A 15,213-nucleotide genomic window follows, 5' to 3' on the forward strand; every position below is an offset into this window, starting at 1 on the left:
AGCGGGACGGCCTACCCGAAAAGCGCCTTGACGCGCCCCGCCTGCTCGCGCGCCTCGGCCGCGCACTGCTCCTCCAGCGTGCGCCCCGAAGCACCCTGAAGCAGCCGCTTGGTCGCCGTCGCGGCGTCGCGGTCGGTCGCCAGCAGCGCGTCGGTCAGGTCGCGTACGGCCTGCGTCAGCTCCTCCGGCGCGACGACCAGCTCGGCCAGGCCGATCCGCGCCGCCTCCTGCGCCCCCACGACGCGGGCGGTCAGGCAGATCTCGATGGCCCTGGACAGGCCCACCAGGTCGACCAGCGGCTTGGTGCCGGTCAGGTCCGGGACCAGCCCGAGGGCCGGCTCCTTCATGCACAGTTTGGCGTCGTCCGCCAGGACCCGCAGGTCACAGGCGAGCGCCAACTGGAACCCCGCACCGACCGCGTGGCCCTGAACGGCTGCCACGGAGACGATGTCGGGACGCCTCAGCCAGAGGAAACCCCGTTGGGCCTGCGCCACCCGCTCGGCGAAAGCAGCCTCGTCGAGTGTCGCGGAGGACGCGAACGACCCCTGCCCGGGAACTCCCTCCGGGGTGAACATCCTCAGATCGATCCCCGCCGAGAAGGACGGCCCCTCACCTCTGATCACGACGACCCTCACCTGCTGCGGCAGGCCGTCACCGATATGAGCCAGAGCCGACCAGGTGGCGAACGTCTGGGCGTTCCGCTTCTCCGGACGGTCCAGCGTGATCGTCGCGATCTCGCCGTCCACCTCATAGCGCAGACCGACCTCCTCGAGAGAGATCTCCTCCGCACTCCCCCCGAACGCCACTTCCGCCATCGCCTGTTCTCCCACCTTCGGTGTCCGCCTCGCCCGAGCCTATCGATTCCCCAGAATGAGGTTCTACAGGTCCGGGCGGGGACGGCTTCAGAGTGGGGGACGAGCGGCTGCGGTCGCGCGTTCCGAGGCGGGGTCAGCGCTTGGACTTGCCTCGGGTGGCGCCACCGCGCCCGCGCAGAGTCACGCCGGACTCGCTCAGGATGCGGTGGATGAACCCGTACGACCTGCCGGTCGAAGCGGCCAGGGCACGGATGCTTTCACCCGCGCTGTAGCGCTTCTTGAGATCGGAGGCCAGTTTTTCACGATCGGCCCCGGTAACCCGGGTGCCCTTCTTCAGAGTCTCGGCCACGAGTACCTCCTGTAGTGCCAGACTTCCGCAGCGTTACACACGCCATGATCAGTCATTTCAGCGAGATCGGCTACCTACTCCACGGGAAAAGATCCGTACCCGCTCAAATTAAGATCAGGCAAGTGCCACAAGATCGGAAAATTCGTCGCTCCACGCGTCTTCAACTCCGTCAGGCAGCAAGATCACCCTATCGGGTCGTAGAGCCTCTACAGCACCCTCATCATGCGTGACAAGCACAATCGCCCCAGAATAGGACGTTAGCGCCGAAAGAACTTGTTCCCTGCTGGCCGGATCGAGGTTGTTCGTGGGCTCGTCCAGGAGGAGGACGTTGGCCGCGGACAGCACCAGCGTGGCCAGCGCCAGCCGCGTCTTCTCCCCGCCCGACAGCACTCCCGCGGGCTTGTCCACGTCGTCGCCGGTGAACAGGAACGAGCCCAGGACCTTGCGCAGTTCCACGTCGGGCAGCTCTCCCCCGGCCGAGCGCATGTTCTCCAGCACGGTCCGCTCGGGGTCGATCGTCTCGTGCTCCTGCGCGTAGTAGCCCAGCTTGAGCCCGTGTCCCGGCTTGACCGCGCCGGTGTCGGGCTCCTCGATGCCGCCCAGGATGCGCAGGAGAGTGGTCTTCCCCGCGCCGTTCAGGCCCAGGATGACGACCCTGCTCCCCCTGTCGACGGCGGCGTCGACGTCGGTGAAGACCTCCAGGGAGCCGTACGACTTCGACAGCCCCTCCGCCATGATCGGGGTGCGCCCGCACGGGGCGGGCTGGGGGAAGCGCAGCTTGGCGACCTTGTCGCTGCGCCGCTCCACCTCCAGGCCGGACAGCAGGCGCTCGGCGCGGCGCTGCATGTCCTGCGCGGCCTTGGCCTTGGTGGCCTTGGCGCGCATCTTGTCGGCCTGCGACATCAGGGCAGAGGCCTGCTTCTCGGCGTTGGCGCGCTCGCGCCTCCTGCGCTTCTCGTCGGTCTCGCGCTGGGCCAGATAGGCCTTCCAGCCGACGTTGTAGGTGTCGATCACCGCGCGGTTGGCGTCGAGGTGCAGGACGCGGTTTACCGTCGCTTCAAGAAGCGTGACGTCGTGGCTAATAATGATCAAGCCGCCCTGGTGAGATCGTAAAAAATCACGAAGCCACCCGATTGAGTCCGCATCTAGGTGGTTTGTCGGCTCGTCAAGAAGGAGAGTCTCCGCCCCGCTGAAGAGGATCCTGGCCAGTTCCACCCGCCTGCGCTGCCCTCCGGAGAGGGTCTCCAGCGGCTGGCCGAGCACCCGGTCGGGCAGCCCCAGGCTGGAGGCGATGGAGGCGGCCTCCGACTCGGCGGCGTACCCGCCCAGGACGTGCAGCCGGTCCTCCAGGCGCCCGTAGGCGCGGACCGCGCGGTCCCTGGTGCGGTCGTCGGCCGAGGACATGCCGGCCTCGGCCTCGCGCAGCTCGCGCAGCACCTGGTCGAGCCCCCGGGCCGAGAGGATGCGGTCACGGGCGAGCACGTGCAGGTCGCCGGTGCGCGGGTCCTGCGGCAGGTAGCCGACCTCGCCGCTGATGGAGACCGTGCCCGAGGCGGCCGACCCCTCTCCCGCGAGCACGCGGGTCAGCGTGGTCTTCCCGGCCCCGTTCCGGCCGACGAGCCCGATCTTGTCACCGGGGTTCACCCGGAAGGACGCGCCCTCGATGAGCAGCCGGGCCCCGGCCCGCAATTCGATGTCAGAAGCTACGATCATGGTTGGAGAACACTCCCAGCAGGAAATACACAGGCTCACTTCACTGTGGCCGAACCCGCCGCGCCCTGTGTCTCCCGGCTCTCGGCTCGGCCGTCTCGCCTTCATCGGGACGACGGTCAATCGGGAGTGCGCATACCGATCAGTGTACGGCGCGACACCGGGCGGCTTCTCCACGTTTTGTCGAGCCCCGCTCGCCGGGGACCCGCGCACGCGGGCCCCCGCCACGCGAACCCCGTTCACGCAGGCCCTTGCGCACGGAACCCGCTCACCGGCGACCCGGTCATCCCGGATCGCTCACCCTGATGCGGACCGCGCGGAACTGGGCGGGGGTGTCCTTGAGAATCACCAGCCGCGGGTCGGGGACCGTCAGGAAGGGCTCGGCCTCCAGCGCGAAGACCGGCGCGAGCCTGCGGTCGGGCCGCAGCGCGTCGACCGCGCGCCGGTCGCCGCCCAGCACGACCGCCTCCAACTCGCCCACGTGCGGGCCCAGGACGCGCAGCGCCACCTCGGCCGCCGCCTCGTGCGCCTGGTCCACCTGCTTCTCCCTGCGCCGGGCGAAGCGCCGCTGGGACCAGCCGCCCGCCGCGCTGCGCCCGTGGACCTGCCGCGAGCCCACCTTGGAGGAGAGCAGCTCCGCACCCTGGAAGATCCCCGCCGCGTGGCCGCCCAGCCGTACCAGCAGCACGCCGATCCTGCGCTCGGTGCGCACGTGGGTGACCAGGCGCGCCATCGGGCCGCCCCCCGAGGAGGTCAGCGGCGGGAACGGCACCTGGCACTCGGCGACCGCGCCGTCAGCGCCCTCCAGGCGCACGACGGAGGCCGAGGCCGTCACGCTCGGTGGGCCGTGCCGGTCGACGAAGCCGTCGATCCAGCGGTTCAGGCGCTCGGGCGCCACGGAGACCCAGCGGCCTCCCCCCTTGGCCGGTCGCGACGTCATGGAACGCGACACTACCGGCTGACCTCGCCGAACACACGGTCTCACTGGTCAAGTCCAACGAATGGCGAAATATCGGTGAACATCACAGTGCGTTACTTCTGTGACGGTAGAGAATGCCCCATGCTCGGAATGTGACGACCAGAGCGCGAGCCGTCCCGCAGGCCTCCGCGGCAGGCGCGGGTGTCACGCCTGTCGTCGATCTCGACACCGGGGGCGTCATCGCCTTCCAGGCGGACGGCGAGGGACGCGGGAACATCTCCTCCACCGTCCAGACGGTGCGCGACGTCGCCGCGGGCGAGGCCCTGCTCCCCCTGGTGCTCACCCTGCCGACGGCCGCGGTGATCGGCGGCTCGGCCGCGCTCGCACCGCTGCACGAGGCCCTGCGCGCGTCAGGCCGACGGCCTCGCGAGGTGATCCTCACCGTACGAGGCGACTTCGCCCAGTTCGAGCGCCGCTCCCTGCTCACCGGGCTGGACGGCCTGCGCGCCATCGGCTACCTCATCGCGGTCGGCGACCTGGGCACCGCGCACGTCCCGCTGGACCTGCTCGCCGACGCGGCACCGTACCTGGCGGTGATCTCGCGGGACCTGATCGACCAGGTGCCCGGCGACCCGCGCCGCACCGCGATCGGGGAGGGCCTGGCGCGGCTCGCGCGGGGAACGGGGACGCACGTGCTGGCCCCGGGAGTGAGGGACGAGGCGCAGCTCGCCGTGATCCGCGGCTGGGGAGTGCGGCTGGCCCAGGGCCCGCTGCTGATCCCCGGCCCGTCGGGACGGGTGCACGTGCCGCTCCCGGTCGTCGAGCAGGAGCCCTCGCGGCTCCTGCTCGGTCCCCGCGTCCACGAGTTCCTGCTGCCCGCGGTGACCCTCCCCTACGAGGCCACCGCCGAGGCCGTGATCGACGCCTTCGGCAGCGAGCCGTCCATCACCAGCGTGATCCTCGTCGACGAGTACCAGCGTCCCAGGGGCAGCCTCGACCGCAGCCGCTTCCTGCTGTCGATCGCCGGGCGCTTCGGTCACGCCCTGCACGGCAAGAAGGCCGCCGGGCGGCTGGCCGACCCCGCGCGCACGGTTCCCAAGACCACCCCCGCCATAGCGGCCATGCAGGTCGCGGGCCGCGACGCCGAACGCGTCTACGACGACCTGGTCGTCACCGACGAGGTCGGCCGCTGCATGGGCGTCGTCCGGGTCGCCGACCTGATCCGCCAGGTGGCGGCCATGCAGCGCTGAGGGCTCCTTCACCCGCCGGCCTCGCTCCTCGGTTCCGCCCGTTGTCGGGACGGATCGTCTCGCCATGCCGGGCGCCATCGCCTTTACGTTGTAGATTCGAATATCCGCCGCGCCGGCGCCGCGCCCCTTGGCAGGCGCGCATGATCACGGTAGGAAGGGCACAGGGCGAGACGACGACGAGGGGCGACAAGGGGCACGGAATGGACGATCGCGGACCTCGGGTCGGGCGGCGGGGACTGCTCGGGGCGGGACTCCTGGCCGGAGCCGGAGCCGCGCTGTCCGGATGCACCTCCGCCGACACCCCTGCCACCCCCGCCGCCCCCGCCGCCCCGGCCACCCCGGCCGCCCCGCAGCCTCCGCCGTTCGACCCCGCCAGCTGGGAGTCGGTGCGGGCCCAGTTCCCGCTCGACCCCTCCTACGCGCAGTTCGCCGCCTACGTCCTCGCCTCCCACCCGGCCCAGGTGCGGCGGGCGATCGAGGAACACCGGCGCGGCCTCGACACCGACACCGACGCCTACCTGCACGGCGAGGACAGGGAGGGGGCGGTGCGCGAGGCCGCCGCCGCCTACCTGGGCGCCGACGCCCCCGACGTCGCCCTCACCGACAGCACCACGATGGGCCTGGGCCTGCTCTACAGCGGCATGCGGCTGCTCCCCGGCCAGGACGTGCTCACCACCGAGCACGACTTCTTCGCCACCCACGAGAGCCTGCGACTGCTCGCCGCCAGGACCGGCGCCAAGGTCCGCAGGGTCGGCCTGTACGACGACCCGGCCAAGGCCTCCGCCGACGAGATCGTCTCCCGGCTGAAGGCCGCGCTCACGCCGAGGACCCGGGTGGTGGCGATCACCTGGGTGCACTCGGGCACCGGGGTGCGGATGCCGGTCAGGGCGATCGCCGACATGGTCGCCGAGGCCAACCGCTCCAGGGACGCCGGGGACCGGGCGCTGCTGTGCGTGGACGGGGTGCACGGTTTCGGCGCGATGGCCGACGGGGTGGAGGAGCTGGGCTGCGACTTCCTGGCCAGCGGCACCCACAAGTGGCTGTTCGGCCCCCGGGGCACCGGCATCCTGTGGGGCAGGGGGCAGGCCTGGGGCGCGCTGCTGCCGGTGATCGCGAGCTTCTCCAACGTGACCGTCGATCCGGGGACCGGCGACGAGCCGTACGGCCCCGGCGGCCTGCTGCACACCCCCGGCGGCTACCACAGTTTCGAGCACCGCTGGGCGCTGGGCGAGGCGTTCGCCTTCCACAGGGCGATCGGCAAGGAGCGGGTGGCGGCCAGGATCACCGAGCAGGCCACCCGGCTCAAGGCGGGGCTCGCGGGCCTGCCCAACGTGCGGCTGATCACCCCGGTCTCCGCCGAGCTGTCGGCCGGGCTGGTCTGCTGCGTGGTCGACGGCATGGACGCCCCCACCGCGGTGGGCAGGCTCCGCCGCGACCACCGGATCGTCACCAGCGCCACCCCGTACCAGGACGTCTACCTGCGTTTCGGTACCGGGATCGTCACCACCCCCGAACAGGTGGACCAGGCGGTGAAGGCCGTCGCCGCCCTCAGGTGACGTATGGTACGAGTTAGGTATACCTAACTTGGATTCCCACGGAGTGACACATGGCAGACGAGAAGGCCGGGCGCCGCACACCGAAGGTGACGAGCTGCCTGGTCCGGCGGGTCGAGCGGCTCACCCCCCACATGATCCGGGTGGTGCTCGGCGGCGAGGGTCTCGCCGGTTTCCGCGCGGACGAGTACACCGACCACTACGTCAAGCTGCTGTTCGCCCCGGCCGGGGTGAGCTACCCCCGGCCGTTCGACATGGAGGCGATCCGCCGCGACCTGCCCCGCGAGCAGTGGCCCACCACCCGCACCTACACCGTCCGCCGCTGGGACGCCGACGCGGGCGAGCTGACGATCGACTTCGTCCACCACGGCGACAGCGGCCTCGCGGGGCCGTGGGCCGACCGGGTCCGGCCGGGCGAGGAGGTCCACTTCTTCGGCCCCGGCGGCGCGTACGCGCCCGACCCCGAGGCCGGCTGGCACCTGTTCGCGGGAGACGAGAGCGCGCTGCCCGCCATCGCCGTCGCCCTGGAGAACCTCCCCGCCGGAGCACCGGCCTGGGCCTTCATCGAGGTCGAGGGCCCCGAGGAGGAGCAGAAGATCGACTCCCCCGGTGACGCGCGGATCGTCTGGCTGCACCGCGGGGGCGCCCCGTACGGCGAGCTGCTGGTCAGGGCGGTCCGCGAGCTCGACTTCCCCGACGGCGACGTGCACGCCTTCGTCCACGGCGAGGCGGGCTTCGTCCGCGACCTCAGGCGCCACCTGCGCGCCGAGCGCGGCATCCCGCTGGAGAGACTCTCCATCTCGGGCTACTGGCGCCTGGGCCGCGACGACGAGGCCTGGCGTTCCTCCAAGCGCGAGTGGAACGAGCAGATCGAGGCCGAGGAGGCCGCGACGCTCTCCTCCTGACCGCGGGTCCGGCCGGGCGGGGAGGTCCGCCTCTTCGGCCCCGGCGGCGGGCCGCCCCGGCGCCGCGGGAACGCGGGGCGGGCCCGCCGGGGTGCGCGGCGCGCCCGGGGTGCCCAGCGCTACGGGCCGGGGCGGCAGGCGACGAGGGTGCGGCTCAGAGACGGCAGGCGAAGATGGCGGTCACCAGGATGGCCTTGGCCCCCATCTCCCAGAGCTGGTCCATGATCTGCTGGTGCCCCTTGCGCGGGACCATGGCCCGGACCGCGACCCAGCCCTCCCGGTGCAGCGGGGAGACCGTCGGCCCCTCCATGCCGGGGGTGAGGGCGATGGCCTCCTCGATCCGCTCGGCGCGGATGTCGTAGTCCATCATCACGTAGTCGCGCGCCACCAGCACGCCCTGCAGGCGGCGGATGAGCTGCCGCAGGCCCGGGGTCTCCTCGGTCCCGACCCCCTTGATCAGCACACCCTCGGAGTGGGTGATCGGCTCGCCGAACACCTCCAGGCCGATGTTGCGCAGCGTGGTGCCGGTCTCCACGACGTCGGCCACGGCGTCGGCCACGCCCAGCCGGATGGCGGTCTCGACCGCGCCGTCCAGCTTGATCACCCGGGCCTCGACGCCCTGCTCGGCGAGGTAGGTCTCCAGCAGCCCCGCGTAGGCGGTGGCGACGCGCCTGCCCTTGAGGTCGGCGACGGAGTCGAAGTCGCCGGGGTTGGCGGCGAAGCGGAAGGTGGAGCGGCCGAAGCCGAGCGGGATGATCTCCTCGACCCGCGCCCCGGAGTCGTGGAGCATGTCGCGGCCGGTGATCCCGGCGTCCAGGGTGCCCTCGCCGACGTAGACGGCGATGTCCTTGGGCCGCAGGAAGAACAGCTCGCAGGAGTTCTCCGGGTCGGCGACCACGAGCTCCTTGCTGTCCTTGCGGACGCGGTATCCGGCTTCCTTGAGGATCGTCTGGGCACCCTCGGTGAGGGCGCCCTTGTTGGGTACGGCGAGACGCAGCATGGCGGGCTTCCTTACAGGTGGACGGGATTGCCTACGAGGGCCGGAGCCGGGCGCACCGGCTCACAGATGCTTGTAGACCTCGTCCAGTCCGATCCCCTTGGCGATCATGAGGACCTGCACGTGGTAGAGGAGCTGGGAGATCTCCTCGGCGGCCCGCTCGTTCGACTCGTGCTCGGCCGCCATCCAGCTCTCGGCGGCCTCCTCCACGACCTTCTTGCCGATGGCATGGACCCCGGCGTCCAGCGCGGCCACGGTGCCCGAGCCCTCGGGCCGGGTGCGCGCCTTGTCGGACAGCTCGGCGTACAGCTCTTCGAAGGTCTTCATGGTCTCTCTCGGCGTCGTCGGATGTGCCCGTCAAGCCTAACGGGCCGTCGGCCCCCGGCGCGTGCAGGTCCACGCTCTGGGACGCGCGCCGCCCGGTCGTCGTCCCCTTTCCCCCGGACGGCCGGAAACCTCCCCGGAGCGCTCAGTCGTTGACGCAGCGCAGCACCGGGCGGGTGACGAGGGCGGCGGGGTCGGGCGAGCCGGTGACGTGCAGGGTGACGCTCTCGCCGGGCAGCAGGGTGATGAGCATGTCGTCGACCGAGGAGGCCGGGTCGAGGCGGTCGGGGAACAGGGCCAGGTCGCGCAGGAGGGTGCGGGCGGTGACGGTGACGTCCAGGCCGCCGCCCTCCGCCTCGGCCACCTCGGTGTCGTGGACGGCGGCGGGGAAGGCGACGCGGGTGTCCTCGGCGAAGAAGTGGAGCGTGTGGTGCCCGCCCAGCCGTACCGACAGCAGCTCGGCCGACGGGTCTCCCGGGACGGCCACCGGGTCCGGGAGCGGCACCCTCGTCACCGAGCGGGGTGCCACGTCGACCCGGACGCTCTCCTTGGTCAGCGGTTCCCCGCTCAGGGCGAGCCGCTGGAGTTCCAGCTCGCCCGTCCAGGGTTCCGGGCCGTCGTTGACCACGGCCACGGCGCCGTCCTGGACGCTCAGGAGACGGTCGGCGTAGACGCGGCGCAGCGCGTACCACAGCGGCTTGCGCCGGCCGCGGCCGTCGACGGCCGACCAGGAGGTGACCGGCCAGCAGTCGTTGAGCTGCCAGACGATGGTGCCGGCGCAGTAGGGGGCCAGGGCGCGGAAGCGTTCGACGCCGAAGGTGACCGCCCTGGCCTGGTTGAGCTGGGTCAGGTAGTGCCAGTCGTCGTAGGTCTGCGGGGCGGGCAGGTGCTCGCCCAGGCCGCGCAGGAGCTTGGCGTTGCCCTCGTGGGCCTTCTGGTGGTGCAGGACCAGGGGCGCGTCGGGGGTCAGCTCGCCGCTGACGGCCTCGCGCAGCGTGGCGTGGGCCGGCGGGCCCTGGAAGCCGAACTCGGCGGCGAAGCGGGGGGCGTAGGTGGCGTAGTGGGTGTAGTCCTCGCGGTTCCACACGTCCCAGATGTGGGTGGTGCCGTGGGCGGGGGCGTTGGGCGGCAGGCCGGGGTGGCCGGAGTAAGGGCTGCCCGGCCAGTAGGGGCGGGTGGGGTCGAGTTCGGCCACCAGGGCCGGGAACAGCCCGTGGTAGAAGCCCGCGCCCCAGGTGCGCCCGTCCAGCTCGTCCTGCCAGCCCCAGTCGGCGTGGCCTTCGAGGGCCTCGTTGTTGCCGCACCACAGCGCCAGGGAGGGGCGCCAGGACAGCCGGGCGAGGTTCTCGCGGACCTCGGCCTCGACCTCGGTGGCGAAGGGTTCCTCCTCGGGGTAGGCGGCGCAGGCGAAGGGGAGATCCTGCCAGACGAGCAGGCCGAGCTCGTCGGCCAGGTCGTAGAAGTCCTCGCTCTCGTACAGGCCGCCGCCCCACACCCGCAGCAGGTTGACGTTCGCGCCGGTGGCCTGGCCGAAGCGTTCGGCCAGGCGTTCGCGGGTGACGCGGGCCGGGAAGCAGTCGTCGGGGATCCAGTTGACGCCGCGCACGAACACCGGCACGTCGTTGACGACCACGGTGAAGCCCTCGCCGGCCCGGTCCAGGCTCACGTCGCGAAAGCCGATCCGCCGCGTCCAGGTGTCCTCGCCGCCCTGTCCGGACAGGCCCACGGTCAGCTCGTAGCGGTCCTGGGCGCCGTACCCGCGCGGCCACCAGCGCCGGGGCTCGGGCACCCGTACCTCCAGGACGGCCTCGCGCTCGCCGGGGGCCAGCACCGTCTCCGCCACGACCCCGGCCACCTCCGCGGTCAGCGTGAGGGGCGCGGCCGACATGTCGTCGGCACGTTCGACCGTGACGTGCGCCTCGACCCGCCCGTCGCCGCTCACCAGCGGCCGCACCGACGCCAGCCTGGCCCCGCTCCAGCCGTCCAGGCCGATGGGCCGCCAGATGCCGGAGGTGACCACGGCCGGGCCCCAGTCCCAGCCGAAGTTGCAGGCCATCTTGCGGATGAACTGGTAGGGCGCCTCGTAGCTGCCGGGCCGGTCGCCCAGCTCGGCCCTGCGCGCCTCGGCGTAGGCCACCGGGGAGGCGAAGCGCACCCGCAGCGTGTTCTCGCCCTCGCGCAGCAGCTCCCGTACGGGAAAGCGGTAGGAGCGGTGCTGGTTGGCCGTGCTCGCGACCCGGACGCCGTTGAGCTCGACCGTGGCGACCGTGTCGAGGCCCTCGCAGACCAGGTCGGTGCGGTCGTGCCCGTCGGCGTGCCAGACGAAGACCGTCTCGTAGTCCCAGCCGGAGCGCCCGATCCAGGTCAGCCGGTTCTCGTTGTCGTCCAGGTACGGGTCCTCGACGAGACCGGCGGCCAACAGGTCGGTGTGCACGCACCCCGGCACCGTGGCCGGGACGCGGGAGATGCCCGCGCCCACCTGGTGAAGGGTCCAGCCGTCGTGTAGCGCCCTCAATTCACACTCCCCATGGATGCGGTGTCGCCCCGCCGGACGAGGTGACCCGGTTCGGCCTCCACCAGTGTGGAGGGTCCTTCCCGCACGTCTTCGGCGGGGGCGGCGGGCTCGCCGTCCCACCGGGCGGTGAGCCTGGGCACCGACGACAGCAGCCTGGCCGTGTACGGGTGGAGGGGGTTGCCGAACACCATGCCGGTGGGACCGGACTCGACCACCTGCCCCCGGTACAGGACCACGGCCCGCTCGCTGATGTAGTTGCCCAGCGACAGGTCGTGGGTGACGAACAGCACCCCGAGGCCGCGCGACTTCAGGTCGGCGAGCAGGTTGAGGACGTCGATCCTGGTGGACGCGTCGAGCATGCTGGTGATCTCGTCGGCGACGAGGTACCTGAGGTCGAGCAGGAGCGCCCTGGCGATCAGCAGGCGCTGCAGCTGGCCGCCGCTGAGCTGGTGCGGGTAGCGGCCCAGGATCTGCCCGGGATCGAGGCCGACGTCCTTGAGCGACGCGTCGATCCTGCCGTCCCACTCGGAGGCGGCGACGCCGGGGAAGTACTCGTCCTTGATCATCTGCAGCACCCGGTCGGCCTTGAAGATCGGGTTGTAGCAGCTGAACGGGTCCTGGAACACGCCCTGCACGTGCCGGTAGTACGCCTTGCCCGGCCTGGCGGGGGCACCGTCGAGGGTGATCACGCCCTTCGTCGGGCGGATCAGCCCGAGGACGGTCTTGCCGAGGGTCGTCTTGCCGCTGCCGCTCTCGCCGATGAGGGAGACCACCTCCCCCGGTGCCAGGTCCAGGCTCACGTCGTCGACGGCGGTGAGGGCCGCGGTGCCGAAGGCACCCACCCTGTAGGTCTTGGTGACCCCTTCGAGTCTCAGCATCGTCGTGAATCCTTCGGGTCAGGCCTTCCAGCAGGCGACGTGGTGGCCGGGGGCGACCTCGACCGGCGGAGGGTCCTCCGCGCATCTTTCGAAGGCGAGCGGGCAGCGGTCCCTGAACCGGCAGCCGGAGGGCGGGTCGAGCAGCGAGGGAGGCCTCCCGGGGATGCCCGACAGCCTGCGCTCGGCGTGGCGGACGCCGACCTCGGGCAGCGAGGAGATCAGCATCCGCGTGTACGGATGGCGCGGCTCGTTGACGATCACCCCTGCCGGAGCCTTCTCGGCCAGCCTCCCCGCGTACATGACCATGATCGTGTCGGCGATCTGGTAGGTCAGCGAGATGTCGTGGGTGATGAAGATCATGCTGCGCACGAAACCCCGGTCCCTGAACTCCACCAGGGTCCTGGCCACGGCCTTCTGGGTCGACACGTCGAGCGCGGAGGTGATCTCGTCGGCGATGAGCAGGGACGGGTCGAGCAGGGTGGAGACGACCATCACCATCCGCTGCTTCATCCCGCCCGACAGCTCGATCGGGTAGCGGTCCAGGACGCCGCGGGACAGCTCGACCAGGTCGAGACGACGTTCCAGCTCGGTGACGTCGAGGCGCTCGCCCCGGGAGGCGAGCAGCTCGGCGACCATCCGGCCGATCTTCCTGGTGGGGTTCAGCGCGCTCATGGAGTACTGCGGGATGAGGGAGACCCGGCTGAACCGGAAGGGGTTCATCCGGCGGTCGTCGCCGATCGGCAGCTCCTCGCCGTCCAGCTCGGCACCGCCCCCGGCCAGCCGCATCCGGCCGTCCATCCTGATGAGGCTCTTGCCGAGGGTCGTCTTGCCGCAGCCGGACTCGCCCGCCAGGCCGAGGATCTCGCCGTCGCCGACGTCGAAGCTGACGCCGTCGAGCGCCCGCACCTCGCCGCGCAGGGTCCGGTAGTGGACCCGCAGGTCGTTCACGCGCAGAGTCATTCACAGCTCCCGCAGTTTCGGGTTGAACACCTCGTCGAGGCCGACGTTCATCACGTAGAGGGCGCCGACGATGGCGGTGATCCCGGCCCCCGGCGGGACGAACCACCACCACATGCCCAGGTGGAGGGCGCTCCAGCGGGCCGCGTTGTTGAGCATCAGGCCGAGCGAGACGCCCTCGCTGGGACCGAGGCCGATGAAGTCGAGCGAGGCGGCGATCAGGACCGACCCGCCGAACAGCAGGATGAAGGTCATGAAGAGGTACGAGCTCATGTTGGGCGCGATCTCCCTGGCGATGATCTTCCAGGTGCGTACCCCGCTGAGCCGGGCCAGGTCCACGAAGTCGCGCGAGCGCAGCGAGAACGTCTGGGCCCTGATGGCCCTGGCCGCCCAGGGCCAGGAGGTGAGCCCGATGAAGAGCGCCTGCACGCCGACGCTGCGGACCCCGAGGTAGGCGTTGACGATCAGCAGCACCGCGAGCGCGGGCAGGACCAGGACGATGTTGGTGAGCATGTTCAGCACCTCGTCGACCAGCCCGCCCCGGTACCCGGCGGTGAAGCCGACCGTCATGCCGATGATCGCGGCCAGCCCGCCGCCGAGCACCCCCACCTGGAAGGTGAGACTCAGGCCGTAGACGAACTGGGCGAAGATGTCCTGGCCGAACATGGTGGTGCCGAACCAGTGCTCGGCCGAGGGCGGCGAGGCGGGGGTGGCGACGTAGGCGTTGGGGTCGCCTCCGGCGATCACGGGAGCGGCGACGGCCAGGACGAGCAGCGGGACCAGCACGGCCAGCCCCGCCAGCAGCTTCCCGTTGCGCATCGCGAAGTACAGGCCCTCGCGGCGCCTCGCGGGCACGGCCGTCACGGCGGCCTTCCCGTCCGGGCGCGGGTCCGCGGGCACGGCGGTCACGCGGCCTCCCCTCCCATCCCGGTCCTGGTACGCGGATCGACCAGGACGTAGACGATGTCGATGATGAAGTTGGCGATCAGCACGCCCACGACGATGAACAGGAAGGCCCCCTGCAGCAGGAAGAAGTCCTGGTTCTGGATCGCCTTGAGGATCAGGTGGCCGAGTCCCGGATAGGAGAAGACGATCTCGGTGACCAGGGCTCCGGCCACGAGCACGCCGAGCTGCAGGGCCAGGCCGGTGATCTGCGGCAGGACCGCGTTCCTGAACGCGTAGCGACGGATGAGCCGCTGCGAGGCCCCGAGCGAGGACAGGTAGGTGGAGTAGTCGGCCTCCAGCTCGTAAATGATCATGTTGCGCATGCCGATCGCCCAGCCGCCGAACGCGACGAGGAAGAGCGAGACGAACGGCAGGAACCAGTGCAGCGCCAGGTCCCCGAGGAACTCCCACGACCAGTTGGGCCGCATGGAGAAGCTGTAGCCGCCGGAGACGGGGAAGACCCCCGCGACGACGCCCAGCCCCCAGGCCATCAGGATGGCCAGCCACATGTAGGGCGTGGCGGTGAGCACGTACCCGATCGGCAGGGCCGTGTTGTCCAGCCACTTCCGCCTGGCCGCGAAGGCGCCGAACCTGTTGCCCGCCCACCAGCTGAGCAGGATGGACGGGATGAGCAGCGCCAGCGTGTACGGCACCGCCCGCACGATGACGTCGGTCACCGGGGTGGGGAACAGCCAGATGCTGGTGCCCAGGTCGCCCCGGAAGAGCGCGGCCCAGAAGTTGGCGTACTGCTTCCAGAGCGGCAGGTCGAGCCCGAACAGGTTCGTGTAGTGGGCGCGCATCGCCTCCACGGCGGCAGGCTGTGACACGTTGGCCCTGGCCAGCATGCTCTGGACCGGGTCGCCGGGCATGAAGCGCGGGATCATCCAGTTGATCGTGACGGCCACGAGGAAGGTGAGCCCGTACACGAGCAGCTTCCGGCCGAAATAGCGTCGCACGCGATCCTCCAGAATCGGCGAGATGAGCCCCTCCCCCGTGCGGCCCCGGAACGGGGCCCGGCGGGCCCGCCCGGAGTCCGGGCGGACGTACCGGGCGGGAGTCCGGACGGGACGTCCGGGCGGCGCGCGGGGAGGGGGAC

General features: G+C 71.3%; 14 protein-coding genes. 3 read left to right on the forward strand and 11 right to left on the reverse strand.

Annotated features, from left to right (window positions below):
- Positions 1-11: 11 nt before the first annotated feature.
- The 4 genes from ACVCAG_RS24495 to ACVCAG_RS24510 all read right to left on the reverse strand — a co-directional run bounded on the left by ACVCAG_RS24495 (position 12) and on the right by ACVCAG_RS24510 (position 3,814).
- A complete protein-coding gene (locus ACVCAG_RS24495) occupies positions 12-815 on the reverse strand; it encodes an enoyl-CoA hydratase-related protein (protein ID WP_440084964.1) in 804 nt (267 codons plus the stop codon).
- Between the two features lie 133 nt (positions 816-948).
- On the reverse strand, positions 949-1,164 hold the full coding sequence (locus tag ACVCAG_RS24500) for a helix-turn-helix domain-containing protein (RefSeq protein ID WP_030904785.1): 216 nt from the start codon (positions 1,162-1,164) through the stop codon (positions 949-951).
- Between the two features lie 114 nt (positions 1,165-1,278).
- Positions 1,279-2,877 carry an ABC-F family ATP-binding cassette domain-containing protein gene (locus tag ACVCAG_RS24505; protein ID WP_362685863.1) on the reverse strand — a complete coding sequence of 533 codons (1,599 nt, stop codon included), beginning with the start codon at positions 2,875-2,877 and terminating at the stop codon, positions 1,279-1,281.
- Between the two features lie 280 nt (positions 2,878-3,157).
- The gene (locus ACVCAG_RS24510) at positions 3,158-3,814 is read right to left on the reverse strand and encodes an acVLRF1 family peptidyl-tRNA hydrolase (RefSeq protein ID WP_440084965.1); all 657 of its coding nucleotides are present in this window, start codon (positions 3,812-3,814) and stop codon (positions 3,158-3,160) included.
- A gap of 131 nt (positions 3,815-3,945) precedes the next feature.
- Here ACVCAG_RS24510 and ACVCAG_RS24515 point away from each other — a divergent pair, with 131 nt between their 5' ends.
- The 3 genes from ACVCAG_RS24515 to ACVCAG_RS24525 all read left to right on the forward strand — a co-directional run bounded on the left by ACVCAG_RS24515 (position 3,946) and on the right by ACVCAG_RS24525 (position 7,501).
- Positions 3,946-5,043 (forward strand): EAL domain-containing protein, encoded by a 1,098-nt coding sequence (locus ACVCAG_RS24515; protein ID WP_440084966.1) that lies wholly within the window; start codon positions 3,946-3,948, stop codon positions 5,041-5,043.
- Between the two features lie 200 nt (positions 5,044-5,243).
- Positions 5,244-6,599 (forward strand): aminotransferase class V-fold PLP-dependent enzyme, encoded by a 1,356-nt coding sequence (locus ACVCAG_RS24520; RefSeq protein ID WP_447190341.1) that lies wholly within the window; start codon positions 5,244-5,246, stop codon positions 6,597-6,599.
- 50 nt (positions 6,600-6,649) lie between these two features.
- Positions 6,650-7,501, forward strand: coding sequence for an SIP domain-containing protein (locus ACVCAG_RS24525; protein ID WP_440084968.1), 852 nt, complete (start codon positions 6,650-6,652; stop codon positions 7,499-7,501).
- Between the two features lie 154 nt (positions 7,502-7,655).
- Here the strand turns inward: ACVCAG_RS24525 and hisG are convergent, their stop codons facing one another.
- The 7 genes from hisG to ACVCAG_RS24560 form a co-directional block, all read right to left on the reverse strand.
- Complete coding sequence (gene hisG / locus ACVCAG_RS24530) at positions 7,656-8,501, reverse strand: ATP phosphoribosyltransferase (RefSeq protein ID WP_440084969.1); 846 nt, start codon at positions 8,499-8,501, stop codon at positions 7,656-7,658.
- Between the two features lie 60 nt (positions 8,502-8,561).
- Positions 8,562-8,825, reverse strand: a complete 264-nt coding sequence (locus tag ACVCAG_RS24535; RefSeq protein WP_012892448.1) for a phosphoribosyl-ATP diphosphatase — start codon at positions 8,823-8,825, stop codon at positions 8,562-8,564.
- A 142-nt stretch (positions 8,826-8,967) separates the two neighbouring features.
- Complete coding sequence (locus ACVCAG_RS24540; protein ID WP_447190342.1) at positions 8,968-11,337, reverse strand: glycosyl hydrolase 2 galactose-binding domain-containing protein; 2,370 nt, start codon at positions 11,335-11,337, stop codon at positions 8,968-8,970.
- Positions 11,334-12,215, reverse strand: coding sequence for an ABC transporter ATP-binding protein (locus tag ACVCAG_RS24545; RefSeq protein WP_447190343.1), 882 nt, complete (start codon positions 12,213-12,215; stop codon positions 11,334-11,336). The genes ACVCAG_RS24540 and ACVCAG_RS24545 overlap by 4 nt, the downstream gene beginning before the upstream one ends.
- Positions 12,216-12,233: 18 nt before the next feature.
- Positions 12,234-13,175, reverse strand: a complete 942-nt coding sequence (locus ACVCAG_RS24550; protein ID WP_447190344.1) for an ABC transporter ATP-binding protein — start codon at positions 13,173-13,175, stop codon at positions 12,234-12,236.
- Complete coding sequence (locus ACVCAG_RS24555) at positions 13,176-14,081, reverse strand: ABC transporter permease (protein WP_447190345.1); 906 nt, start codon at positions 14,079-14,081, stop codon at positions 13,176-13,178.
- Positions 14,078-15,073, reverse strand: a complete 996-nt coding sequence (locus ACVCAG_RS24560; protein ID WP_440084973.1) for an ABC transporter permease subunit — start codon at positions 15,071-15,073, stop codon at positions 14,078-14,080. The genes ACVCAG_RS24555 and ACVCAG_RS24560 overlap by 4 nt, the downstream gene beginning before the upstream one ends.
- Positions 15,074-15,213 lie beyond the last annotated feature (140 nt).

The organism is Streptosporangium sp. G12 (assembly GCF_052983175.1).

What these genes read in the sequence shown, in the direction of transcription:
- hisG (WP_440084969.1), bottom strand. Translation starts at nt 8,501, where the DNA reads ATGCTGCGTCTCGCCGTACCCAACAAGGGCGCCCTCACCGAGGGTGCC.
- ACVCAG_RS24545 (WP_447190343.1), bottom strand. Translation starts at nt 12,215, where the DNA reads ATGCTGAGACTCGAAGGGGTCACCAAGACCTACAGGGTGGGTGCCTTC.
- ACVCAG_RS24520 (WP_447190341.1), top strand. Translation starts at nt 5,244, where the DNA reads ATGGACGATCGCGGACCTCGGGTCGGGCGGCGGGGACTGCTCGGGGCG.
- ACVCAG_RS24505 (WP_362685863.1), bottom strand. Translation starts at nt 2,877, where the DNA reads ATGATCGTAGCTTCTGACATCGAATTGCGGGCCGGGGCCCGGCTGCTC.
- ACVCAG_RS24510 (WP_440084965.1), bottom strand. Translation starts at nt 3,814, where the DNA reads ATGACGTCGCGACCGGCCAAGGGGGGAGGCCGCTGGGTCTCCGTGGCG.
- ACVCAG_RS24550 (WP_447190344.1), bottom strand. Translation starts at nt 13,175, where the DNA reads ATGACTCTGCGCGTGAACGACCTGCGGGTCCACTACCGGACCCTGCGC.
- ACVCAG_RS24525 (WP_440084968.1), top strand. Translation starts at nt 6,650, where the DNA reads ATGGCAGACGAGAAGGCCGGGCGCCGCACACCGAAGGTGACGAGCTGC.
- ACVCAG_RS24535 (WP_012892448.1), bottom strand. Translation starts at nt 8,825, where the DNA reads ATGAAGACCTTCGAAGAGCTGTACGCCGAGCTGTCCGACAAGGCGCGC.
- ACVCAG_RS24495 (WP_440084964.1), bottom strand. Translation starts at nt 815, where the DNA reads ATGGCGGAAGTGGCGTTCGGGGGGAGTGCGGAGGAGATCTCTCTCGAG.